18 protein-coding genes and 1 riboswitch are annotated in these 23,236 nt (G+C 69.1%); of the genes, 12 read left to right on the forward strand and 6 right to left on the reverse strand.

What is annotated here, in order from left to right; translation table 11 throughout:
• The first annotated feature begins 20 nt into the window (after positions 1 to 20).
• Both sdhA and CCK91_RS11410 read left to right on the forward strand, forming a co-directional pair.
• On the forward strand, positions 21 to 1,823 hold the full coding sequence (gene sdhA / locus CCK91_RS11405) for a succinate dehydrogenase flavoprotein subunit (RefSeq protein ID WP_086474106.1): 1,803 nt from the start codon (positions 21 to 23) through the stop codon (positions 1,821 to 1,823).
• Positions 1,824 to 1,825: 2 nt separating this feature from the next.
• Positions 1,826 to 2,593: a succinate dehydrogenase iron-sulfur subunit gene (locus CCK91_RS11410; RefSeq protein WP_064294822.1), complete on the forward strand. Its 768-nt coding sequence runs from the start codon at positions 1,826 to 1,828 to the stop codon at positions 2,591 to 2,593.
• Positions 2,594 to 2,677: 84 nt separating this feature from the next.
• On the opposite strand, the gene ptsP is transcribed toward CCK91_RS11410, so the two are convergent.
• Complete coding sequence (gene ptsP, locus CCK91_RS11415; protein WP_086474107.1) at positions 2,678 to 4,336, reverse strand: phosphoenolpyruvate--protein phosphotransferase; 1,659 nt, start codon at positions 4,334 to 4,336, stop codon at positions 2,678 to 2,680.
• Between the two features lie 57 nt (positions 4,337 to 4,393).
• Here ptsP and CCK91_RS11420 point away from each other — a divergent pair, with 57 nt between their 5' ends.
• The 3 genes from CCK91_RS11420 to trpS all read left to right on the forward strand — a co-directional run bounded on the left by CCK91_RS11420 (position 4,394) and on the right by trpS (position 7,629).
• Positions 4,394 to 5,701 carry a YihY/virulence factor BrkB family protein gene (locus CCK91_RS11420; RefSeq protein WP_133059980.1) on the forward strand — a complete coding sequence of 436 codons (1,308 nt, stop codon included), beginning with the start codon at positions 4,394 to 4,396 and terminating at the stop codon, positions 5,699 to 5,701.
• A gap of 9 nt (positions 5,702 to 5,710) precedes the next feature.
• The gene (locus tag CCK91_RS11425) at positions 5,711 to 6,556 is read left to right on the forward strand and encodes an exodeoxyribonuclease III (RefSeq protein WP_086474109.1); all 846 of its coding nucleotides are present in this window, start codon (positions 5,711 to 5,713) and stop codon (positions 6,554 to 6,556) included.
• A 68-nt stretch (positions 6,557 to 6,624) separates the two neighbouring features.
• Positions 6,625 to 7,629 (forward strand): tryptophan--tRNA ligase, encoded by a 1,005-nt coding sequence (gene trpS / locus CCK91_RS11430; RefSeq protein WP_086474110.1) that lies wholly within the window; start codon positions 6,625 to 6,627, stop codon positions 7,627 to 7,629.
• Positions 7,630 to 7,697: 68 nt separating this feature from the next.
• Here trpS and CCK91_RS11435 read toward each other — a convergent pair whose 3' ends face one another.
• From CCK91_RS11435 to CCK91_RS11450, 4 genes are all read right to left on the reverse strand, one after another.
• A complete protein-coding gene (locus CCK91_RS11435) occupies positions 7,698 to 8,597 on the reverse strand; it encodes a hypothetical protein (RefSeq protein ID WP_086474111.1) in 900 nt (299 codons plus the stop codon).
• 452 nt (positions 8,598 to 9,049) lie between these two features.
• Complete coding sequence (glpK, locus tag CCK91_RS11440) at positions 9,050 to 10,564, reverse strand: glycerol kinase GlpK (RefSeq protein ID WP_079707342.1); 1,515 nt, start codon at positions 10,562 to 10,564, stop codon at positions 9,050 to 9,052.
• 101 nt (positions 10,565 to 10,665) lie between these two features.
• Positions 10,666 to 11,418: an MIP/aquaporin family protein gene (locus tag CCK91_RS11445; RefSeq protein ID WP_079002885.1), complete on the reverse strand. Its 753-nt coding sequence runs from the start codon at positions 11,416 to 11,418 to the stop codon at positions 10,666 to 10,668.
• A 147-nt stretch (positions 11,419 to 11,565) separates the two neighbouring features.
• Complete coding sequence (locus CCK91_RS11450) at positions 11,566 to 13,302, reverse strand: glycerol-3-phosphate dehydrogenase/oxidase (RefSeq protein ID WP_086474112.1); 1,737 nt, start codon at positions 13,300 to 13,302, stop codon at positions 11,566 to 11,568.
• 134 nt (positions 13,303 to 13,436) lie between these two features.
• Here CCK91_RS11450 and CCK91_RS11455 point away from each other — a divergent pair, with 134 nt between their 5' ends.
• A complete protein-coding gene (locus CCK91_RS11455; protein ID WP_064294816.1) occupies positions 13,437 to 14,423 on the forward strand; it encodes a sugar-binding transcriptional regulator in 987 nt (328 codons plus the stop codon).
• A gap of 137 nt (positions 14,424 to 14,560) precedes the next feature.
• Here CCK91_RS11455 and CCK91_RS11460 read toward each other — a convergent pair whose 3' ends face one another.
• Positions 14,561 to 15,010: a hypothetical protein gene (locus tag CCK91_RS11460; RefSeq protein ID WP_165767030.1), complete on the reverse strand. Its 450-nt coding sequence runs from the start codon at positions 15,008 to 15,010 to the stop codon at positions 14,561 to 14,563.
• Positions 15,011 to 15,650: 640 nt separating this feature from the next.
• Positions 15,651 to 15,812, forward strand: a riboswitch (FMN riboswitch).
• Between the two features lie 80 nt (positions 15,813 to 15,892).
• Between CCK91_RS11460 and ribD the strand changes: the two genes are divergently transcribed.
• The 6 genes from ribD (at position 15,893) to CCK91_RS11490 (ending at position 23,179) form a co-directional block, all read left to right on the forward strand.
• Positions 15,893 to 16,969 (forward strand): bifunctional diaminohydroxyphosphoribosylaminopyrimidine deaminase/5-amino-6-(5-phosphoribosylamino)uracil reductase RibD, encoded by a 1,077-nt coding sequence (gene ribD, locus CCK91_RS11465; RefSeq protein ID WP_242664520.1) that lies wholly within the window; start codon positions 15,893 to 15,895, stop codon positions 16,967 to 16,969.
• Positions 16,970 to 16,990: 21 nt separating this feature from the next.
• Complete coding sequence (locus CCK91_RS11470; RefSeq protein ID WP_086474114.1) at positions 16,991 to 17,686, forward strand: riboflavin synthase; 696 nt, start codon at positions 16,991 to 16,993, stop codon at positions 17,684 to 17,686.
• Positions 17,683 to 18,966 carry a GTP cyclohydrolase II gene (ribA, locus tag CCK91_RS11475; protein ID WP_086474115.1) on the forward strand — a complete coding sequence of 428 codons (1,284 nt, stop codon included), beginning with the start codon at positions 17,683 to 17,685 and terminating at the stop codon, positions 18,964 to 18,966. Before CCK91_RS11470 ends, ribA begins: the two co-directional genes overlap by 4 nt.
• Before the next feature lie 81 nt (positions 18,967 to 19,047).
• Positions 19,048 to 19,518, forward strand: coding sequence for a 6,7-dimethyl-8-ribityllumazine synthase (ribH, locus tag CCK91_RS11480; RefSeq protein WP_086474116.1), 471 nt, complete (start codon positions 19,048 to 19,050; stop codon positions 19,516 to 19,518).
• Positions 19,519 to 19,721: 203 nt separating this feature from the next.
• Entirely contained in the window at positions 19,722 to 21,068 is a 1,347-nt protein-coding gene (locus tag CCK91_RS11485; protein WP_086474117.1) for an MFS transporter, read from the forward strand.
• A gap of 182 nt (positions 21,069 to 21,250) precedes the next feature.
• A complete protein-coding gene (locus CCK91_RS11490) occupies positions 21,251 to 23,179 on the forward strand; it encodes an ABC transporter ATP-binding protein (protein ID WP_086474322.1) in 1,929 nt (642 codons plus the stop codon).
• The last annotated feature ends 57 nt before the right edge of the window (positions 23,180 to 23,236 follow it).

The following is a 23,236-nucleotide window of genomic DNA, read 5'->3' on the forward strand; positions in this document are numbered from 1 at the left end:
GAGACCGAGCAACGGAAACCGTGACTACAGAAACCACCGAGTCCACCGTCATCGACGGCATCCACTACCACCAGTTCGACATCGTGATCGTCGGTGCCGGCGGTGCCGGCATGCGCGCCGCGATCGAGGCCGGCCCCGGAGCGAAGACGGCCGTCATCTCCAAGCTCTACCCGACGCGGTCCCACACGGGAGCGGCGCAGGGCGGTATGGCCGCTGCGCTCGCGAACGTCGAGGAGGACAGCTGGGAGTGGCACACCTTCGACACCATCAAGGGCGGCGACTACCTCGTCGACCAGGATGCTGCGGAGATCCTCGCGAAGGAGGCCATCGACGCGGTCATCGACCTCGAGAACATGGGTCTGCCGTTCAACCGCACCCCCGAGGGCAAGATCGACCAGCGTCGCTTCGGCGGCCACACCCGCGACCACGGCAAGGCGCCGGTCCGCCGCGCCTGCTACGCGGCCGACCGCACGGGCCACATGATCCTGCAGACGCTGTTCCAGAACTGCGTCCGCCTCGGCATCAACTTCTTCAACGAGTACTACGCACTCGACCTGATCATGACGAACGTCGACGGTGTCGACAAGCCGTCCGGTGTGGTCGCGTACGAGCTCTCCACCGGCGAGATCCACGTCTTCCAGGCGAAGGCGGTCATCTTCGCCACCGGTGGCTTCGGCAAGATCTACAAGACGACCTCGAACGCCCACACCCTCACGGGCGACGGCGTCGGGATCATCTGGCGCAAGGGCCTCCCGCTCGAGGACATGGAGTTCTTCCAGTTCCACCCCACCGGCCTCGCCGGTCTCGGCATCCTCCTCACCGAGGGAGCCCGAGGCGAGGGTGCGATCCTCCGCAACGCGAGCGGTGAACGCTTCATGGAGCGGTACGCCCCGACCATCAAGGACCTCGCTCCGCGAGACATCGTCGCGCGCTGCATGGTCCAGGAGGTCGCGGAAGGCCGCGGTGCCGGACCGAACAAGGACTACGTCTACCTCGACTGCACCCACCTCGGTGCCGAGGTCCTCGAGACCAAGCTGCCCGACATCACCGAGTTCGCGCGCACCTACCTCGGCGTCGACCCGGTGACGGAGCCCGTCCCGGTCATGCCGACGGCGCACTACGCCATGGGCGGCATCCCGACGAACGTCAAGGCCGAGGTCCTGAGCGACAACAACACCGTCGTCCCCGGCCTGTACGCGGCCGGCGAGTGCGCGTGCGTGTCCGTCCACGGCTCGAACCGACTCGGCACGAACTCGCTCCTCGACATCAACGTGTTCGGCAAGCGCGCCGGCAACAACGCCGTCGAGTACGTCCAGGGCGTCGACTTCACGCCGCTGCCCGAGAACCCCGCCGGCTTCGTCTCCGGCCTCATCGAGCAGATGCGGAACTCCAACGGCACCGAGCGGATCTCCACGATCCGCAAGGAGCTGCAGGAGGAGATGGACCGCAACGCCCAGGTGTTCCGGACCGACGAGTCCCTCGCCGGTGTCACCGCCACCATCCACAACCTGCGCGAGCGGTACCAGAACATCGCCGTCCAGGACAAGGGCAAGCGCTTCAACACCGACCTCCTCGAGGCGATCGAGCTGGGCTTCCTGCTCGACCTCGCCGAGGTCGTCGTCTACTCCGCTCGCAACCGTCAGGAGAGCCGTGGTGGTCACATGCGCGACGACTACCCGAAGCGCGACGACGAGAACTACATGAAGCACACGATGGCGTACCTGTCCGGCGACCCGCACTCGTCCGACGCGGCCGACCACATCCGGCTCGACTGGAAGCCCGTGGTCATCACGCGGTACCAGCCGATGGAGAGGAAGTACTAGCGATGAGCACTGCAACGCTCGAGAACCCGCCGGCCGCAGCACCGGAGGAGATCCAGTCCTTCACGGTCACCCTGATCATCCGTCGGTTCGACCCGGACGTGGACGCCGAGCCGCGCTGGGAGGACTTCGACGTCGAGATGTTCCCGACGGACCGCATCCTGGACGCGCTCCACAAGATCAAGTGGGAGCAGGACGGGACCCTCACGTTCCGTCGCTCCTGCGCGCACGGCATCTGCGGCTCCGATGCCATGCGGATCAACGGTCGGAACCGCCTCGCCTGCAAGACGCTCATCAAGGACCTCGACATCTCGAAGCCGATCTACGTCGAGGCGATCAAGGGTCTGCCGCTCGAGAAGGACCTCGTCGTCGACATGGACCCCTTCTTCGCGTCGTTCCGCGAAGTGCAGCCGTTCCTCATGCCGGGCAAGCCCGCGGAGAAGAACAAGGAGCGCGTGCAGTCGGTCGCCGAGCGCGCCCGCTTCGACGACACCACGAAGTGCATCCTGTGCGCCGCGTGCACCTCATCGTGCCCGGTCTTCTGGACCGACGGTCAGTACTTCGGCCCGGCGGCGATCGTGAACGCGCACCGCTTCATCTTCGACTCCCGCGACGACGCCTCGCAGGTCCGTCTGGACATCCTCAACGACCAGGAGGGCGTGTGGCGCTGCCGCACCACCTTCAACTGCACCGAGGCGTGCCCCCGCGGCATCCAGGTCACGCAGGCGATCGCCGAGGTCAAGCAGGCGATGATCTCCGGCAAGGTCTCCTAGCCCACACCCGGTTCGTCCGTCCGGCCCAGCGCACTGCGCTGGGCCGGACGCGTTCGTGCGGGACGACCCCTGCGTCGGGCGACGTCAGGCCAGCGCCGCAGCTCTGGCCTCAGCAGGTGACGCGGCGCTCAGGGCGTCCATCGCCATGGCACGGGCCGCCTCGAGCGTGTACCGGCGCAGCTCGCTCCGAACGTCGCCGAGCGCGGCCGGGGTGACCGAGAGACTCGTCGCCCCGAGGCCGACGAGCACGACCGCGAGGGCCGGATCCGCTGCGGCTTCCCCGCAGACGCCGATCGAGCGCCCGGAGGCGAGCCCGGCGTCGCCGACCAGCTTGACGAGCCGCAGCACGGCCGGGTGCCACGGGTCCTGATACGAGCCGAGCGGCCCGAGGAGACGGTCCGCCGCGAGCGTGTACTGCGTCAGGTCGTTGGTCCCGATGCTCACGAAGTCCGCGACCCCGAGGATCTGCGCGGCGAGCAGCGCACTCGACGGCACCTCGATCATCGTCCCGACCGTCCGCAGGCCGAGCCGCTTGGCGAAGGTCACGAACGCCGCGGCCTCGGGCAGGTCGGCGATCATCGGGGCCATCACCCAGAGGTCCGCCTCGTGGGCGTCCTGCGCGAGCGCGAGCGCCGTGAGCTGGTCTCGGAGCACCTCGTCACGAGCGCGGAGGGCCCGGATGCCCCGCACCCCGAGCGCCGGGTTGGGCTCGGCCTCGTCCGGTCGGAGGAAGGCGAGCGGCTTGTCGGCTCCGGCGTCGAACACCCGGACGACGACGCGCTTCCCCGGGAACGCCGCGAGCAACTCGCCGTAGCGGTCAGCCTGCTCGGCGACGCCAGGCGCCTCCGCGCGGTCCAGGAAGAGGAGCTCGGTGCGGAACAGCCCGACCCCCTCGGCTCCGAGGGCCAGCGCACCGGCCGCACCGGCGACGGACCCGAGGTTCGCGAGCAGGGGCACCGGGGTGCCGTCGGCGAGTTCGCCCGGCGACCGCGGTGAGACCCGCACGCGCTCGGCCGCGGTGGACCTGGCTGACCGCACCTCGCGCTTCGTCGGCGACCCGGTGACGACCCCGGCTCCGGCGTCGACGAGGACGATCTCGCCGTCCTCGAACTGCTCGGCTCCGGCGACGCCCACGACGGCGATGAGCGACTGCTCGCGCGCGAGGATGGCCGTGTGCGAGGTCGCCGAGCCGCCACTCGTCACGAGTGCCAGCACCCGATCGAGGTCGAGGAGCGCGGCGTCCGCCGGAGCGAGGTCCGCAGCGACGAGGACGAACGGCTCGTCCGACTCGGGTGGGCCGGGGACAGGTCGGCCGAGCAACCGCGCGATGACCCGTTGCGAGACGTCGCCGACGTCGGTCGCGCGCGCCGCCATCGGCTCCCCCAGGTTGAAGAGGACCTGCTGGACCGTCGCCAGGGCCTCGAACACGGCGCGCTCCGCGGAACGCCCCGCCGCGATGCGCGTGGCGACGTCCTCTGCGAGCGCAGGGTCGTCCGCCATGACCGCCTGCGCTTCAAGCACGTCCTGCGCATGTCCGCCGGCTCGTCGAGCCCGCTCCTCGAGGTCGGCCCGCGTCGCGCTGAGCGCCGCGACGGCCCTGGCTTGTTCGAGCGCGACGTCCCCGCCGAACGGGTCGGCACTCGGTTCGGGCAGCGGCTCCGGCATGCGGAGCACGGGACCGGCGACGACGCCGCGTCCGACGCCGGTGCCGGTGAACGTGCGTTGCCCCTCCGCCTCGCGCATGGTTCGACCCTAGTGCACCGCCTCTCCCCCGGTCCGGCCCGCTTGTAGGCTGGTCCGGTGACCAATCCGCGTGCGCCGAGGAAGGATTCCGCCGACGCGCCGGACGTCGATACCACGCCCAGGGTGCGGCTCCAGCAGACGCCACCTCCACTGGTGTTCCAATGGATCCAGAACAGCGAGAACCCGTTCATCCGGCGACTCGCGCCCCGCGCGGCGAGAGCGGAGCGCGCCACGACGTGGGTCATGCGGCTGAAGCCCTATCGCGTCATCCATCGGTATCTCGCCATGGACGGCAACCTCCTGGCCGCCGGGATCAGCTTCCAGGCCGTCTTCGCCGTGTTCGCCGCGGTCTACGTCGGATTCGCCATCACCGGCATCTGGCTCGGCAACAACGCCGAGGTCTTCCAAGCGCTGGTGGAGATCATCAACCGCGCCGTCCCCGGCCTCATCGGCACCGACGGCGAAGGCATCATCGCCGAGGAGCAGTTGTCGAGTGCCTCCCTGCTCGGGTGGACCGGGGTCATCGCCGCCGTCGGTCTCATCTGGACGGCGATCGGTTGGCTCTACTACACGCGGCAGGCGGTCAGGTCGATCTTCGCGCTCCCGAAGGTCGCCGCGAGCTTCTTCCTGCTGAAGGTCGTCGACCTCGTCCTGGCACTCGCCTTCGGCGTCCTCCTCCTCGTCTCCGCGACGCTGTCGGTCGCCAGCACCCAGGCACTCAGCTGGCTGCTGTCGCTCGTCGGCTTGGAGGGCACCTTCTGGGTGACCGTCGGCAGCCGGGTCGTCGGGCTGGTCGTCGCGGTCGTCGTGAACCTCGTCACACTCGGCGCCATGTACCGCGTGCTCAGCCGGATCCGGATCCCGTGGCGCAACCTCTTCGGCGGCGCGCTCCTCGGCAGTCTGGTGCTCTCGCTCCTGAGCGTCGCCAGCAGTGCGGTGATCGCCGGAGCCTCCCGGAACCCGCTGCTCGCGACCTTCGCGGTGTTCATCGGCCTCATGCTGTGGTTCAACCTCGTGAGCCGCGTCGTCCTCGCCTCCGCCGCCTGGATCGCCGTGGGGCTCGACGACCAGGGCATCAGTGTGCGCACGACGACGCCTGAGGAGCAGGCGGCCGAAGAGCTGGCGGCCAGACGACTGATCGCCGAAGCGGAACTGCGGGAGGCTCGCGAGTCCCTCCGGCGCGCCAAGGGTCCGGCGGTCTGGTTCGCCCGCCGGCGCGTCCGGCACGCCGAGGAGGCCTCGGCCGAGCTCATCCGACAGCACGGGGAAGCCCCCGAGTCGCCAGCATCGGACGCGTCGGACCCGCCCCATCGCCGACGCCCGGGCGGACGCCGGGGCCAGGGCGTTGTCGGCCCCCGCGACTAAGCTGGAGGCATGTCTGCACCCCTCCGCATCGCCAGTGTCAACGTCAACGGAGTCCGCGCGGCCTTCCGCAAGGGGATGGGCGACTGGCTCGAGAACCGCGGGGTCGACATCCTCGCCCTCCAGGAGGTCCGCGCCGCGACGAGCGACCTCGAGACGCTCTTCGGCCCGGGGTGGAACATCCTGCACGATGCCGCGACCGCCAAGGGGCGCGCGGGCGTCGCGATCGTCAGCCGTCGCTCGGCGGGCATCCACCGCGTCGCGCTCGGAGCCGACGACTTCGACAGCGCGGGTCGTTGGATCGAGGCCGACTTCGACATCGACGGCACCCTCGTCACGGTCGTGAGCACCTACGTGCACTCCGGCGAGGTCGACACCCCGAAGCAGGTCGAGAAGTTCCGCTTCCTCGAGGCGATGCTCGAGCGGCTGCCCGCGCTGCGCGAGCACAACCCGCTGTCCCTCGTCGTCGGCGACCTCAACGTCGGCCACACCGAGCTCGACATCAAGAACTGGAAGGGCAACGTCAAGCGTGCCGGCTTCCTGCCTGCCGAGCGGTCCTACTTCGACCGCTACCTCGGCCCGGCGGGCGAGACCGTGACGGGCGTCGACGGCGTGACCGGCACCGGCCTCGGCTGGGTCGACATCGGGCGCCAGTCCGCCGGCCAGGTCCCCGGTCCGTACACCTGGTGGTCCCAGCGCGGCCAGGCCTTCGACACCGACACCGGATGGCGCATCGACTACCAGCTCGCCACTCCCGAGCTCGCGGCACTCGCGTCCGGCTACACGATCGACCGGGCCGCGGCATACGACCAGCGATGGTCCGATCACGCCCCCGTCGTCGTCGACTACGCCGTCTGACCACCGGCACCCCACCACCAGACCACCCGCGCCCGACTTCGGCCGCTGATCCCTCTGCGAGAACCCACATGACCAAGCCACGCCTGTACTCCGGCATGCAGCCCTCCGCCGACTCGCTCCACCTCGGCAACTACATCGGCGCCCTCCTGCAGTGGAAGCAGATGCAGCAGGAGCACGACGCCTTCTTCAGCATCGTCGACCTGCACGCGATCACGGTGCCGCAGGACCCCGCCGAGCTCCGCGAGAAGACCCGTCGCACGGCCGCTCAGTACATCGCCGCAGGCATCGACCCCTCGGCGTCGACCCTGTACGTCCAGTCGCACGTCCCGGCGCACGCACAGCTCGCTTGGGTGCTCAACACGATCACCGGCATGGGCGAGGCCGCGCGCATGACGCAGTTCAAGGACAAGTCGGCCAAGCACGGGCGTGACGCCTCCTCGGTCGGGCTCTTCGCCTACCCGATCCTCATGGCTGCCGACATCCTGCTCTACCAGACCGACATCGTGCCGGTCGGCGACGACCAGCGGCAGCACATCGAACTCACGCGCGACCTCGCCGAGCGGTTCAACGCCCGCTTCGGCGACACCTTCGTCGTCCCGAAGGCGCAGATCCAGAAGGACTCCGCACGCATCTACGACCTCCAGAACCCGACGTCGAAGATGTCGAAGTCCGCCGAGACCCCGGCCGGCATCATCTGGTTGCTCGACGAACCGAAGGTCACGCAGAAGAAGATCATGCGCGCCGTCACCGACAACGACGGCGTCATCGCCTTCGACACCCAGGAGAAGCCCGGTGTCTCGAACCTACTGAGCATCTACTCCGCGATCACCGGCTCCCCCATCGAGGCCGTCGTCGGCGAGTTCGAGGGTCGTGGCTACGGCGACCTCAAGAAGGGCCTCGCCGAGGTCGTCGTGGGTGAACTCGAGCCGGTCCGTGCGCGCGCGCTCGAGCTCCTCGACGACCCCGCCGAGCTCGACCGCCTGCTCGCGGTCAACGCCGCGCGCGCGACCGAGGTCGCCGAGCAGACCCTCGCCGAGGTCTACGACCGCGTCGGACTCCTCCGCCCCGCCTGATCCCGCCGCCCCCCCCCCCCGTTCGCAACTCCTGCTCGTCACTGTCTGCAAGCCCACAGTCACCGCATTCACCGCGCGGCCCGCGGAGTACCCGCGCGGTGAGCAGGAGTGGTGCGCACGTCCCCGATCAGACCGGTGATCGCTGCCGCGACGAGCCCGGGCTCATGCACCACATGCTGGTAGAGCGGTCGCAACGTCATCAGCCCGCGCGAGGCGGCTCTGAGGTCGCGGGTGCGGTCTGAGACGGCGTGCGACCACCCTTCATGATGGGCTCGACTGTCGACCTCGATCAACAACGACTCAGCCACCAGGAGATCACCGCGTCCACCCTCCGCCAGACGGGGCTGCACTTCATACGGCAGACCGAGGCTGCGGACGATCAAGCGCAGGAGTGTCTCCGGACCTGACTCGGCACGTCCATCGATCAACGCCATGAGCGCACGAAAGCGTTCGGGCACCAGGGCGAAGACTCGTCTGAGGTCGGGCTCATCGACCAACCCGAGGTGGACCGCGCTGTCGAGCGTCGCGAGTGCCATGCGCGGCACCTGGCACCGAATGGACTGGGCCAGTGCGTCGATGATCGACACGTCGCAGTCGAACGTGCCGCACGGCTGGTCAAGCGGTCGCCAGTGCAGGGTGAACTCCCGTCGATCGCTGGTAGCCAGCCGACGGTCCTCCGCCCGCGGTCCACGAAGTCGTGAGGCGCTGCGGTCCACATGCACATGGACCCGAGTGGCGTCGAACACGAATACTCCACGGGCGGCCAGGGTGGACAGGCATGCCCGCCTCCCTCCGATGCGCACTGCGGCACGGATGTCATCATGCACTCCGGGGAGCGCGTATCGATCGCGCCGCACGCGAACGATCGTTCCGTCACGCACCGCCTGGGTGATCTCACGCGGTCGCATCCCTTCCTCGAGAAGCGTCGAGCGGGCGAGGATCGTGTGACCAGAAGCTGCACTGTCCATCCATCGAGGTTCGGGGCACCGATCGAGCGGGCGGTCCCACGCGGCTGCGTCGTCGGCGGTCGACGACTGCGGGAACGCTGTGGAGGAGGGTCACGGTCGGGGCGTCACCGTCGCGCGCGGTTCACAACTCCTGCTGGCCGCTGGCCAACGCTCAGGATCGACCCCAGCGAGGCGCCACAGCAGCGACGAGCAGGAGTTATGCGCATGTGGGACACCAGTCTCGACGAGATGGGGGTCGGAGCGAGTCTCGCGGGAGGCGCCGAGTTCGCGCAGAACTCCTGCGCCCGACCGGCCCGGACGGCGCGGGCAGGCGGAATGGCGCGGTTGCTCCCGAGTCGGTCCTCAAGCTGCAGGAGTTGTGCGCAGGTGCACCCTGCGGGGAGCGGCACGAGGAGGAACGACAGAACGGCCCGCCCTCCGCGAGGAGGACGGGCCGTTCCGGTCGGTCGGGACTACTGCACGTCGTCGTCGACCCAGTCGAAGGTCTTCGTGACGGCCTTCTTCCAGTTGCGGTAGAGGCGGTCGCGCTCTGCGGAGTCCATGTTGGGCTCCCAGCGCTTGTCCTCCTGCCAGTTCTTCGCGAGGTCGTCGAGGTCGGACCAGAAGCCGACGGCGAGACCGGCCGCGTAGGCCGCGCCGAGCGCCGTGGTCTCGGCGACGACCGGTCGGATGACCGGGACGCCGAGGATGTCGGCCTGGAACTGCATGAGTGTGTCGTTGGCGGTCATGCCGCCGTCGACCTTGAGCTCCGTCAGCGGGACACCCGAGTCGGCGTTGACGGCGTCGATGACCTCGGCCGTCTGGAATGCGGTCGACTCGAGGGCGGCCCGGGCGATGTGGCCCTTGTTCACGTAGCGGGTGAGCCCGACGAGCGCACCGCGGGCGTCCGGACGCCAGTACGGCGCGAACAGCCCGGAGAACGCCGGCACGAAGTACGCGCCACCGTTGTCCTCGACGGTCTTGGCGAGCGCCTCGACCTCGGGAGCGGAGGAGAACATGCCGAGGTTGTCGCGCAGCCACTGGACGAGCGAACCGGTCACGGCGATCGAACCCTCGAGCGCGTAGTGCGGCTTCGCGTCGCCGAGCTTGTAGCCGAGCGTCGTCAGCAGACCGTTCTCGGAGTGGACGATCTCCTCACCGGTGTTGAAGATGATGAAGTTACCGGTGCCGTAGGTGTTCTTGGCCTCGCCCTGCTGGAACGCCGCCTGACCGAAGGTCGCCGCCTGCTGGTCACCGAGGATGCCGGCGATCGGCGTCTCGCGGAGGAGGCTGTCGTCGGACGCGTGGCCGTAGATCTCGGAGGAGCTCTTGATCTCCGGGAGCATCGACTTCGGGACCCCGAACGCCTTGAGGATCTCGTCGTCCCACTGCAGGGTCTCGAGGTCCATGAAGAGCGTGCGCGAGGCGTTGGTGACGTCGGTCACGTGCACGCCGCCGTTGACACCACCGGTGAGGTTCCAGATGACCCAGCTGTCGGTCGTGCCGAAGAGGAGGTCGCCCGCCTCGGCCTTCTCGCGAGCACCCTCGACGTTCTCGAGGATCCAGACGATCTTCGTACCGGAGAAGTAGGTCGCCAGCGGCAGGCCGACGGTCTTCTTGAAGCGCTCGACGCCACCGTCCGCAGCGAGGCGGTTCACGATGTCCTGCGTGCGCGTGTCCTGCCAGACGATCGCGTTGTAGACGGGCTGACCGGTGGTCTTGTCCCACACGACGGCGGTCTCGCGCTGGTTCGTGATGCCGATGGCCGCGATGGCGTGCCGGGTGATGTTGGCCTTGCTGAGCGCCTGGCCGATGACCTCGCGGGTGTTGTTCCAGATCTGGTTCGGGTTGTGCTCGACCCAGCCGGCCTTCGGGAAGATCTGCTCGTGCTCGAGCTGGCCCGTCGAGACGATCGATCCGCTCTTGTCGAAGACGATGGCCCGGGAACTCGTCGTCCCCTGGTCGATTGCGATGACGTAGTCCGCCATTGGATACTCCTTCGTTGCGTGCGTTGCGAGGTGAGGCACCGGAACCGGTACCCCGGGGTGCCGCGGCGGTGATCGTGTCCGGTCACCGCCGCGGCGTCAGGTCAGACGGCCGGGAGCAGCACCATCGAGGCGAGGGCCGCGAGGACACCGCCGAGCAGGGGGCCGACGACCGGCACCCAGGCGTAGGACCAGTCGCTCTTGCCCTTGCCCTTGATGGGGAGGAGGGCGTGGGCGATGCGCGGACCGAGGTCACGTGCCGGGTTGATCGCGTAGCCGGTCGGGCCACCGAGGGAGGCACCGATACCGACGACGAGCAGGGCGACGGGCAGGGCGCCGAGGGCTGCGAGTCCCCCGGGGACGCCCTCGATGACCACCGCGTCGGGGCCGGTCTTGCCGAAGGACATCACGACGAAGACGAGGACGAAGGTCGCGATGACCTCGGTGACGAGGTTCCAGCCGTAGCTGCGGATCTCCGGACCGGTCGAGAAGACGCCGAGCTTCTTACCCGGGTCCTCCTCCTGGTCGAAGTGCTGCTTGAAGGCGAAGTACGTCAGCACGGCACCGATGAAGGCACCGACCATCTGCGCCGCCCAGTAGACGAGCGCCGTCCCGAAGTCGATCGATCCGGTGGTGAGGAAGCCGATCGTGACGGCGGGGTTCAGGTGTCCGCCGGAGGCGTAGGACACCGTGACACCGGCGAAGACCGCGAGGCCCCAACCGAAGTTGATGAGCAGCCAGCCGCCACCGAGGCCCTTGGATTTCGTGAGGATCGCCGTGGCGACCACACCGGTACCGAGGAGGACGAGCATCGCCGTCCCCACGGTCTCGGAGAGGAAGATGGTTCCGAGGTTCATGTCTTCATTGACCTTTCATAGGTGTGGCCGTGTGGGGGCCGACGCCGAGGCGCGAGCCCCCGCTGGGCGAGGTTGCACTGACCAGTTGCTTGTAAGGTAGCCAGCTCCTGTTGCACAGGACAAGGGCCTTGCCTGCACATTCGTGCATTATGAGAACGCCGGGGCCTCCTTGGCGGCGTCGACCCGGAGGTCGACCTGGTGGGCGTCGCGCAGGCGGTCGAGCGCTGCGGTGATCTGCGCGGTCCGCTCGGCGTCGTCCCACCCGAGGACACCGCCGACGACGCGGGCGATCTCGTCGACGAGGCCGGCGGTGAGCGATCCGGTGAAGGCGAGGCTCGTGCGGCGGTGCAGCACGTCGGAGAGGTGCACGACCTGCTCCTGCTCGATGAGGTACTCGAGCTCCTGCACGCTGTAGTCTGCAGCGCCCTGCAGCCGGTCGTCACCATGCTCGGCCAGGTGCTCGAGGAGCGCGGCGGCCTTCGTGCCGTACCGGCCCAGCAGCTGCTCGGCACGCTTGGCACCGGTGCCGTCCTCGTGCGCGGCGACCCAGGTGCGCGTCGCGGCGTCGGTGCGCGGGAAGCCGGCGCCGCCGCCGATCGCGAGTCCGAGGGTCTCCACGGGGCGCGGGGCCCCGATGGTGTTGAGCACGTCCGTGCTGAGGTGCTCGGCGAGGGCCCGGAAGGTGGTCCACTTGCCGCCGACGAGGCTGAACACGGTGGTGGACGGACGTGCAGCGGCGGCCCGGCGCTCGATCCGGTAGTCGCGCGACACGAAGCCGGGTGCCTCGTCGTCGTGCTTCGGCAGCGGGCGGATGCCGGAGAACCGGTAGACGATCTGCTCGCGCGAGGTCGCGATGGTCGGGAAGACGTGCTTCACGAGGTCGAAGAAGTAGTCGACCTCCTCCTCGGTGCAGACGCTCGGAGTGCTCGGGTCGGCGTCGATGTCGGTCGTGCCGACCATGACCTTGCCCTTGAGCGGGTAGATGAGGACGATGCGGCCGTCCTCGTGCTCGAAGAAGATCTCGCGCCCCTTGGTGGCCGCGTAGAGCTCCGGGTTGTCGAGGACGATGTGCGAGCCCTTCGTGCCGCCCATGTAGGTCGTCGGCTCGCCGAGGCCGGCGTTCGTGAGGTCGGTCCAGGGGCCGGAGGTGTTGACCACGACGTCGCTCGTCACGGTGAAGGTCTGGCCGGTGACGGTGTCGCGGAGCTCGACGCCGTCGGCTCCCATGCCGACCGCCTCGACGTAGTTGACGGCGCGGGCGTGCGGGCCGGCGGCGAGGCCGTCCATGAGGACGTCGAGTGCGAGGCGCTCCGGGTCGTGCATGGAGGCGTCGTAGTAGGTCGCCGTGTACTTGAGGCCCGGGTTCATCTTCGGCAGGTCGGCGAGGGACTTCTTGCGGCCGTGGAAGCGGTGACGCGGCACGCTGCCGCCGTCGCGGGAGAAGGAGTCGTACGCGGTGAGGCCGACCTTGATGAGCAGCGCGCCACGCTCCTGCGGCTTGCCCTGCTTGTGGGTGAGGAAGCGCAGCGGTGCGGAGAGGATGCCGGAGAAGGTCGAGAAGATCGGGACCGTGGTCTCGAGCGGCTTCACGTAGTGCGGGGCGATCTTGATGAGCCCGTTGCGCTCCTGCACCGACTCCTGGACGAGGCGGAACTCGCCGTTCTCGAGGTACCGGATACCGCCGTGGATCATGTGGCTCGACGCGGCGGAGGCGCCGGAGGCCCAGTCGTTGCGTTCCACGAGTGTGACGTCGACACCCTGGAGCGCGAGGTCGCGGAAGGTCGCGATGCCGTTGATGCCGCCGCCGATGATGAGCACCGACGCCTGCGGGCGGTCGATGACGGACTGGACGGTGGAACGGGGAGCTGACGACTTGAGGGACATGAGATGCCTCGCTTCTTCGCGGTTGGTACGCGACGCTGCCGGGATTGCGCGCCGCTGAATGATGTGACTGAATACATCGTGACACCCGCTGCAACTCTGAACAGCCCTAGTGAACAAACGTGCAAGGAGACCCGATGTCGCTCGCAGACGCGCTCAGCCAGCCGGACAGGACGGCCGAGGCGCTCCGTGCCGCACAGCTGTATTACGTGCAGGACCTCACCATGGAGGCCATCGCCCAGGAGCTCCACACCTCCCGGTCGTCGGTGTCCCGCCTGCTCGGATATGCGCGGGAAAGCGGGCTCGTGGACATCCAGGTGCGCTCCCCGCACGACATGCCGTCGCGGCTCGAGGCGGAGTTCCGCGACCGTTTCGGCGTGACCGCCCACATCGTCCCGGTCCCCGACCACACGAGCGACATCGACCGCCTGGAGCGGGTCGCCCTCTCGGCTGCACGTTTTCTCGGCTCGGTGTTCGACTCGAACATGACGCTCGGCCTGGCATGGGGCTCGACCGTGAGCGCGGTGGCGAGGCACCTCACCCCCAAGCGGACCCACAACTCGCAGATCGTCCAGCTGAACGGTGCGGCCAACACGCGCACCTCGGGCATCCTCTACGCGAGCGAGATCCTGCATCGGTACGCGGACGCCTACGGGGCCTACGCGCAGCAGTTCGCGGTGCCGGCCTTCTTCGACGACCCGTCGACCAAGCTCGCCCTCTGGCGGGAGCGCAGCATCCGACGCGTGCTCGAGATCCAGCGCCGCATGGACGTCGCACTGTTCGGTCTCGGTTCGCAGCTGTCGGGTGTGCCCAGCCACGTGTACGTCGGCGGTTACCTCGACGACAGCGACTTCGAGGCGCTCGCGAGCGCCGGCGCGGTCGGGGACGTCGCGACCGTGTTCTTCCGCGCCGACGGTTCCTGGCGCGACATCCCATTCAACAACCGGGCGTCCGGGCCCGACCTCGACGTGCTGCGCGGCGTCTCCCGCCGGATCTGCGTGGTCGCGGGAGCCGCCAAGGTCCCCCCGCTCCTCGGGGCGTTGGCGGGCGGGCTCATCTCCGACCTCGTGGTCGACGAGGGCACCGCCCGCGCGGCGATCGACCAACACGACGCCCAGCGCTGAGGTGCTCGGGCCTGCACCCGAGCACCCCGCGCTGCACTGCCGAGACGACGGGCTGGCTGCGACCGGCTGGACGTGGTGGTCGTCTCGCCGACGATCACGTCTCCGCGGAAGCGTGTGTCATCGATCCGGTCGTGTCGTCAGCCGTGGCGCGATCCAAGCGAGACCGCGACGACGCCGATCACTCCGTGCTTCCAGTACCCCGCGAGCTCGACGAAACGATCGCCGATCAGCCAGTCCGCCCTGGGCCCACTGGACGCTGCGGCTGCTGATTCCTCCGGCAAGCCGCAGACGGCTGACAGGGTTCGGGACAGGGCGTCATATGCAGCATGAAGAGCTGCGACGTCAGTGGGCTGCGCCTGATACGGATAGAGCGTGAGCGTCTGCTCATCATCACTCGACCACCACGTACCGGTGCAGCCCGGCCAACGCAGTTCGAATTCCCAGAGTCCGGGCATCACCGCTCGGAGCGGCGAACAGCCCACCCCGGACAGCCAGTCCTCCCGAGGTATGCCGGCGGGCCAGCCAATCTCGAGCAAGCTGCACACCAGGTCTGCGACCTGGGCAGCGTTCGGTACATCCGGCGACATCCTCACCACGTCGGCTCCGTCCTCATCAGCAGTGCGCCGCTGGTTCTGCGGGAACTCCGGCTTGGGACGCCGCCCGAGTGCCGCTCGCGTCAGCAAACCAGAGAGCCCACCTCGTGATCGGCGGGCACGTCGACGACAAATAGGACTCGCAATCCCAGCGGAAGTTCGGGCCATACGCAGGCTTCATCTTGTTCATCAGCGAGTTGCACGCCGCCAAGCTGCTGATGTTGCGTTCGAACAACGACCACTGGAGCATACGAGACGACGCGCCGGATTCAGAGCGCTCCACCTGAACCAGCTGCTCACTGTGCGATGGGCTGACGTGAGGCACGATCGTCGGTGCTGGGGCGAATGCGCCGCAGCAGATGACAACTGCGCCCGCCGCGAGAGACATGAGGGACCGCGAGAGGATTCGCATGGTGTTCTCCTATCTGTACGGGGCGCGGGTTCCCGCGCCCGATCTGATTTCGTTCCATTACCGTATGTATATGTAAAATTTAAATGCTAGTCAGCAAAAATGCCTCTTGCGAGAAGCTCGAAGATCGCCGACAATCAGGCAGTCCGGGCAGCCGTGAGCATCGTCACAGTTCGTCGGAATAGACGGGTGTCTCAGCCCGTTGACCTAGAATCGACAACATGTAACGTGCTCCGGGGTCGGTGAGAGTCCGAACCGGCGGTGATAGTCCGCGACCCGTGTCTCGCGCAAGCGAGGCCCGGTTGACCTGGTGGAACTCCAGGACCGACGGTTATGAACGCGTCTGCTCGCAGGCGGCGTTCGAGTCCGGATGGAAGGAAGCACGGGCGTCGGCCGATGGTCGACGCCGGCGAGCACCTGCCCGCGACCCCGGAACTCGTGTCAGTACCGACCGAGATGACGGACAGATGAGCGCAGGAACCGAGGCACCGCAGGCGAGTGTCCGCGAGGAGCAGGCCATGCTGCGCGCGCTCGAACTCGCCGCCAACGGCCCCGCCCGCGGGGTCAACCCCCGCGTCGGCTGCGTCATCCTCGACGCCGACGGCACCGTGCTCGCCGAGGGTTGGCACCGTGGAGCCGGCACCCCGCATGCGGAGGTCGACGCCCTGTCCCACCTCGCTCCCGGAGCGGCCCTCGGCGCGACCGCCGTCGTCAGCCTCGAACCCTGCAACCACACGGGCCGGACCGGACCGTGTGCCGTCGCCCTCCTCGAGGCCGGTGTCGACCGCGTCGTGTTCGCCGTGGACGACCCCGGCCACCACTCCGGAGGTGGAGCGGAACGACTCCGCGACGGCGGCGTGACCGTCGTCGGCGGTGTGCTCGCCGGACCGGCGGAAGCCCTCCTGGGTGACTGGCTCACCACCGCCCGCCTCGGGCGTCCGCTCGTGACAGTGAAGTGGGCCTCGAGTCTCGACGGGCGGATCGCCGCGAGCGACGGCACGAGCCGCTGGATCACCGGCGATGCCGCGCGCGACGACGTCCACCGTCGGCGGGCCGCCCACGACGCGATCCTCGTCGGCACGGGGACGGTCCTCGCCGACGACCCGAGCCTCACCGCTCGCGACGACCGCGGCGACCTCCTGCCCGAGCAGCCCCTGCCCGTCGTCATGGGCGATCGCCCGATCCCCCGGGACGCCGCCGTCCACCGCCACCCCCGGCCGGTCGTCGTCCACCACGGGCATGATCCGGCTGCGCTGCTCGCCGAACTCCGCGCCGCGGGCGTCCGGAGCGTCTTCATCGAGGGCGGCCCGACCATCGCCACGGCGTTCCTCCGCGCAGGACTCGCCGACACGGTCCTCACCTACCTCGCCCCGGTGCTCCTCGGCGGCCCTCGCCTCGCGATCGGCGACCTCGGTGTCGACACCATCGGCGATGCGATCCGCCTCACCACCGTCGGCGTCGAACCCTTCGGCGACGACCTCCTCGTCATCACGACACCCGACCGCAGCGCCTCCGCCTCGGCCGCCCACGACCTCACCGCCTGACCCCCAGAGAACGGACCACCCATGTTCACGGGCATCATCGAAGAACTCGGCACCATCGTCGCCATCGACCACGGCGAGGACTCGGCACGTTTCACCGTCCGCGGCCCGCTCGCCCTCGAGGGCACCCGGCACGGGGACTCCATCGCCGTGAGTGGTGTCTGCCTCACCGTCGTCGAGCAGACCGGCGAGACGTTCACGGCCGACGTCATGGCCCAGACCCTCGCGATGAGCTCGCTCGACGGCGTCACAGTGGGATCCCCGGTCAACCTCGAGCGTGCGGCCCGCGTCGGCGACCGCCTCGGCGGCCACATCGTCCAAGGGCACGTCGACGGCACCGGCACCGTCCTGGCCACGGTGCCCGGCGAGGCCTGGCGCGTCGTGCGCGTCTCGCTCCCCGCGGCACTCGCGCCGCTCGTCGTCGACAAGGGGTCGATCACCGTCGACGGCGTCTCGCTCACCGTCAGCGCCATCAGCGCACCGGACGCACCGGAGGCCTGGTTCGAGGTGTCCCTCATCCCCGAGACGCTGGCCGCGACGACGCTCGGTGAGCGGGTCCCCGGCGACCGTGTGAACCTCGAGACCGACATCCTCGCCCGGCACGTCGAACGGATGCTCGCATTCAGCCGTCTCGAGTCGGCACTCCCCAGCAGCATCGACCAGGATCCGCAGTCCGCGGACCCGGTCGGCACCACCGCCACCGGAAGGGGCAACGCATGAGCATCGCCAGCATCCCGGAGGCCCTCGAGGCACTCCGCCAGGGCCGCCCGGTCATCGTGGCGGACGACGAAGGCCGAGAGAACGAGGGCGACGTGATCCTCGCCGCGGAGTCCGCCACGCAAGAGTGGATCGCGTGGACGGTCCGACACTCCTCCGGATTCATCTGCGCACCGATGACGAACGAGATCGCCGACCGCCTGGCCCTCCCACCGATGGTCGCGCTCAACGAGGATCCCCGAGGCACCGCGTACACCGTCACGGTCGACGCGGCCGACCGGCTCAGCACCGGCATCAGCGCCGCCGACCGCGCCCACACCCTGCGCGTGCTCGCCGACCCGGCGTCCGTGCCCGCCAGTCTGTCGCGCCCCGGACACATCGTCCCGTTGCGAGCCGTCGACGGCGGGGTGCGCGAGCGCGACGGCCACACGGAGGCGGCCGTCGACCTCATGAAGCTCGCGGGGCTCGTCCCCGTCGGGGCGATCTCCGAGATCGTCGCCGACGACGGCGAGATGATGCGTCTGCCCGGGCTCATCGCCCTCGGGGAGCGGGAGGGCGTGCTCGTCACCACGATCGCCGCCCTCATCGCGTTCCTGGAAGAGAACCCCGACACGGCCGCCGTCTGCGCCGAGGAACGTGCCGCCCAGGCGGCCATCCCCGAGTCGTCGAACGTGTCGTTCGAGGTGGAGACGACGGTCCCGACGACGCACGGCTCGTTCCGGTTGCGTGCCTACCGCGACCGCAGGACCGGTGCCGACCACGTCGCGATCATCGCCGGCGACCCGCAGGCCACCGGTGCGCTCGTGCGCGTCCACTCGGAGTGTCTCACCGGCGAGGCGTTCGGCTCGCTCAAGTGCGAGTGCGGTCCGCAGCTCGACAGCGCCCTGGACACCATCCAGCGCCACGGCGGTGTGGTCGTCTACCTGCGCGGGCACGAGGGGCGCGGCATCGGCCTCGTCAACAAGCTGCGCGCCTACCGGTTGCAGGAGGACGGTCTCGACACCCTCGACGCCAACCTCGCGCTCGGGTTGCCGGCCGACGCCCGCGACTACACGGCGGCGAGCGCGATCCTGACCGACCTCGGCATCACCTCCGTACGCCTGCTCTCGAACAACCCGGAAAAGGAGCGACAGCTCACGAACCACGGCATCGCCGTGAGCGAGCGCGTCCCGCTGGTGGTCGGCGTCGGCCTGTTCAACGAGGGCTACCTCGAGACGAAGCGCGACCGCATGGGCCACAGCATCGGGTTCGAGCTCGCACCGGAACCGCACCCCCACCAGTAGTCCACCGCCGCCCTCGATTCCCTCGAGGAGCGAGCACCACCAACCCCTCGACGCACTCGGGGGACGAAGACAGGAGACCGCATGAGCGGCGAAGGATCCCCCACCATCAGCGTCGACGGCACCGGCCTCGACATCGTCGTCATCGCCGGCACCTGGCACGAGACCATCACCGACGGTCTCATCGCCGGAGCCGTCAGGGCCCTCGATGCGAGCGGCGCCAACCACCGCCTCGTGCGGGTCCCCGGGAGCTTCGAACTCCCGGTCGTGGCCAAGGCCGCCCTCGAGGCCGGGGCCGACGCGGTCGTCGCGCTGGGCGTCATCATCCGTGGCGGCACGCCGCACTTCGAGTACGTCTCCGACGCCGCGACGAGTGGCCTCACGCAGGTCAGCATCCAGACGGGCAAGCCCGTCGGCTTCGGCGTCCTCACCCTCGACGACGAGAAGCAGGGGCTCGACCGCGCAGGGCTGCCCGGGTCGAAGGAGGACAAGGGGGCGGAGGCCGCCGATGCCGCCGTCGCGACCGCGGTCGTCCTCCGCGAGCTGCGCGGCTGACCCGAGCGCGGGCGCATCACGCGGCATTCCCGTATCGGCATACGCCCGTCCGGGCAACCGAATACCGGAATGCCGTACTTCGGCGTACAGTGTCATGGTCCTGCCACAAGCGGGCGAACCTCTGATCCTGCCGTCGTCGGCGGGCGTGCGCGACCGGTGCTGATGCTTCGACGGCGTCCATCCCCGAACCGAAACGCGCACGCATGTCTCTCGAAGCAACCCCAGTCACCAAGGCCCCGGTCAATCCGCGCTCCCGTGTCGTCCTCGCCAGCCTCATCGGCACGACGATCGAGTTCTACGACTTCTACGTCTACGCGACGGCCGCCGTCCTCGTCTTCCCGCACCTCTTCTTCCCGAGTGAGGACCCGACCGCGGGTCTCCTCGCCTCCTTCGCCGTGTTCGGCGCCGCGATGGTGGCCCGACCCGTCGGTGCCGTCATCTTCGGGCACCTCGGCGACAAGCGCGGTCGGAAGGCGACCCTCGTCGGCGCCCTCCTCACCATGGGGATCGCGACCTTCCTCATCGGCCTCCTACCGACCTACCAGCTCGTCGGCTGGGTCGCTCCGCTGCTCCTCGTGATCCTCCGCATCGGTCAGGGCTTCGCGCTCGGCGGCGAGTGGTCCGGCGCCGCACTCGTGGCGACGGAGAACGCCCCGTCCGGCAAGCGCGCCCTGTTCGGCACGTTCCCGCAGCTCGGTGCGCCCATCGGCTTCATCATCGCCAACGGACTCTTCCTGATCATCGCGGCGATCCTCCCGAGCGACGACCCGTCCATGCCGTCCGAGGCGTTCCTCGAGTGGGGCTGGCGCATCCCGTTCCTCTTCTCCGTCGTCATGGTGATCGTCGGTCTCTGGGTCCGTCTCCGTCTCGTCGAGAGCAACGCGTTCACGAACGCGAAGGAGCAGGGCAAGGTGCAGCGGTCGCCGCTCGCGAGCGTCGTCAAGCTGCACTGGCGCAAGCTGCTCCTCGGCACCTTCTTCATGCTCGCCACCTACGTGCTCTTCTACCTGATGACGACGTTCTCCCTGAGCTACGGCCGTGCGCCGCTCGACGCACCGGTCGCCGGGCTCGGCTACAGCTACACGACCTTCGTGCTCATGCTCATCGCCGGCGTGGTCTTCTTCGGGATCTTCACGCTCGTGTCCGGCCCCTTCGCAGACAGGTACGGACGCCGCAAGACGCTCATCGTCGTGACGAGCGCGATCCTCGTGTTCGGGCTCGTCTGGGTCCCGCTGCTCGGCGCCGGGTTCACCGGGGTCATGATCTGGCTCATCATCGGATTCAGCCTCATGGGGTTCACCTTCGGGCCGATGGGCGCCCTGCTGCCCGAGCTGTTCCCGACGAACGTCCGGTACACCGGGTCGGGCATCTCGTACAACGTGTCGTCGATCCTCGGCGCCGCGGTGGCACCGTTCATCGCCGTCGCGCTGTGGAGTGCCGGCGGCGGCAGCCCGTTCTGGGTCGGCGTCTACCTCTCGGCGATGGCCCTCATCACACTCGTCGCCCTCATCGTCTCCAAGGAGACCAAGGACGTCGACATCGACGCCTGATCGGGGCGATCACCGAGGGCCGGTGCGTGGAGGACGTCTCCGCGCACCGGCCCTCGGTGCGCGGGCGCTCGGTGCGTCGGCTTCGGACTCGGCGCGTGCGACCGTCGCCTAGAGTTGAACCACGGTGCGCCGTCGCCATGGACGTCTCGGAGCCGCGCACCGCACCTCGGAGGAAGAGCACCATGAGCACCCCAGCGCGCCCGGCACGCAGCCGCAACCCGTTCAGCCGACCGAAGGACGACGGTCCCCGCGCGAGCCTCAAGCAGCTCATGCCGTACATCTTCGAGCACCGCTCGATCCTCATCGTCGTCATCATCCTGAGCGTCATCGGAGCGGCCGCGTCACTCGCCCAGCCGCTCATCGTCAGCCAGGTGATCGGGGTCGTCGAGGCGGGCCGGTCGCTCGGCAACCTGGCGTGGCTCCTCGTCGGGCTCGTCGTGGTCTCCGGCGTCATCAGCGGGTACCAGCACTACCTCCTGCAGCGCGCGGGCACCGGGGTCGTCTACTCCTCGCGGCGCCAGCTGATCGCGCGCATCTTCCGGCTGCCGATCAGCCAGTTCGACACGCGCCGGACCGGCGACCTCGTCTCGCGGGTCGGCAGCGACACGACCATGCTCTACGCCGTCCTGACGCAGGGCTTCGTGGACGCCGTCGGCGGTGCCATCACCTTCCTCGGGGCGCTCATCGCCATGGCGATCATCGACCCCGTCCTGCTGGGTCTCACCCTCCTCGTCGTGATCGTCTCGGTCGTCGTGGTCGTCGCCCTGAGCGGACGCATCCGCGTCGCCAGCCGCGAACAGCAGACCAAGGTGGGTGAGCTCGCCGCTGCGGTCGAGCGCGCCATCAGCTCCATCCGCACCATCCGGGCGTCCAACGCGACCGACCGCGAGATCGACGCGGTGGACGGCGTGGCCAAGGAGGTCTACGGCGTCGGTGTGCGGATCGCGAAGATCTCCTCGCTGGTCGTCCCGGTCGCCGGCATCGCCATGCAGACCTCGTTCCTGGTCGTCCTGGGCGTCGGTGGGTTCCGCGTCGCGTCCGGGGCCATCACCATCGCGAGTCTCGTCGCGTTCATCCTCTTCCTGTTCATGATGATCATGCCGCTCGGCCAGGCCTTCGGCGCGATCACGAGCGTCAACCAGGCGCTCGGAGCGCTCGGCCGGATCCAGGAGATCCTCGACCTGCCCGACGAGGGCGACGACGACGCGGCCATCGCCGCGCGGGTCGGACGTCCCGGGACCGCCTCAGCGTCCGCACCGGCGATCGAGTTCGACGGCGTCGAGTTCGCCTACCCGGACGCGGCGGTCATCGAGCGCGAACGGGCCGCAGCGGAGGCGCTCGCGACCGAGGCGCTGAGCGACGGCACCAGCGCACCGGAGGTCGTTGCCGCCGACGCCGCCCGACTCACCGAGGCGCAGTCCGCGCTCGGTCGTCAGGTGCTCCGCGGGGTGTCCTTCGCCGCGATGCAGGGCAGACGCACGGCGCTCGTCGGACCGTCCGGCGCCGGCAAGAGCACGATCCTCGGGCTCATCGAACGGTTCTACGACCCGACGGCCGGTGCCATCCGCCTGGGCGGCGTCGACATCCGCACGATCCCCCGCGCCGACCTCCGGGACCAGATCGGGTACGTGGAACAGGACGCCCCGGTCCTCGCCGGCACGCTGCGCGACAACCTGCTGCTGTCGTCACCGGACGCGAGCGACGCCGACTGCGAGCGCGTGTTGCACGCGGTCAACCTCGGCGGGGTCCTCGACCGCAACCCGCTCGGTCTCGCCGCTCCGGTCGGCGAGGACGGCATCATGTTGTCGGGTGGCGAGCGGCAACGCCTCGCGATCGCGCGCGCCATCCTCGCGGCTCCCCCTATCCTGTTGTTGGACGAGTCGACCTCGAGCCTCGACGGCGTCAACGAGCAGATGATGCGCGAGGCCATCGACGCGGTCGCGACGGGACGCACGCTCATCGTCATCGCACATCGGCTCTCGACCGTCGTCGACAGCGATCAGATCGTCGTCCTCGAGGAGGGTCGGGTGGTCGGCGTCGGCACCCACAGCGACCTCGTGACCGAGGTCCCGCTCTACCGCGAACTCGCGAAGCACCAGCTCCTCGTGTGACCCCGGTTCATTCGCCCATGTTTGGGCGAACGAGTGCTCCGTCGCCCAAAAATGGGC

It is taken from the genome of Plantibacter elymi (nom. nud.), assembly GCF_900177795.1.
Classification (GTDB): Bacteria; Actinomycetota; Actinomycetes; order Actinomycetales; family Microbacteriaceae; genus Plantibacter; species Plantibacter elymi.

Coding starts and splice junctions, on each gene's coding strand:
- CCK91_RS11445 (WP_079002885.1), bottom strand. CDS start 11,418: ATGAACCTCGGAACCATCTTCCTCTCCGAGACCGTGGGGACGGCGATG.
- trpS (WP_086474110.1), top strand. CDS start 6,625: ATGACCAAGCCACGCCTGTACTCCGGCATGCAGCCCTCCGCCGACTCG.
- CCK91_RS11460 (WP_165767030.1), bottom strand. CDS start 15,010: ATGTCGCCGGATGTACCGAACGCTGCCCAGGTCGCAGACCTGGTGTGC.
- CCK91_RS11490 (WP_086474322.1), top strand. CDS start 21,251: ATGAGCACCCCAGCGCGCCCGGCACGCAGCCGCAACCCGTTCAGCCGA.
- CCK91_RS11425 (WP_086474109.1), top strand. CDS start 5,711: ATGTCTGCACCCCTCCGCATCGCCAGTGTCAACGTCAACGGAGTCCGC.
- ribH (WP_086474116.1), top strand. CDS start 19,048: ATGAGCGGCGAAGGATCCCCCACCATCAGCGTCGACGGCACCGGCCTC.
- CCK91_RS11450 (WP_086474112.1), bottom strand. CDS start 13,302: ATGTCCCTCAAGTCGTCAGCTCCCCGTTCCACCGTCCAGTCCGTCATC.
- CCK91_RS11485 (WP_086474117.1), top strand. CDS start 19,722: ATGTCTCTCGAAGCAACCCCAGTCACCAAGGCCCCGGTCAATCCGCGC.
- CCK91_RS11435 (WP_086474111.1), bottom strand. CDS start 8,597: ATGGACAGTGCAGCTTCTGGTCACACGATCCTCGCCCGCTCGACGCTT.
- ribD (WP_242664520.1), top strand. CDS start 15,893: ATGAGCGCAGGAACCGAGGCACCGCAGGCGAGTGTCCGCGAGGAGCAG.
- CCK91_RS11455 (WP_064294816.1), top strand. CDS start 13,437: ATGTCGCTCGCAGACGCGCTCAGCCAGCCGGACAGGACGGCCGAGGCG.
- CCK91_RS11410 (WP_064294822.1), top strand. CDS start 1,826: ATGAGCACTGCAACGCTCGAGAACCCGCCGGCCGCAGCACCGGAGGAG.
- glpK (WP_079707342.1), bottom strand. CDS start 10,564: ATGGCGGACTACGTCATCGCAATCGACCAGGGGACGACGAGTTCCCGG.
- CCK91_RS11470 (WP_086474114.1), top strand. CDS start 16,991: ATGTTCACGGGCATCATCGAAGAACTCGGCACCATCGTCGCCATCGAC.
- ribA (WP_086474115.1), top strand. CDS start 17,683: ATGAGCATCGCCAGCATCCCGGAGGCCCTCGAGGCACTCCGCCAGGGC.
- ptsP (WP_086474107.1), bottom strand. CDS start 4,336: ATGCGCGAGGCGGAGGGGCAACGCACGTTCACCGGCACCGGCGTCGGA.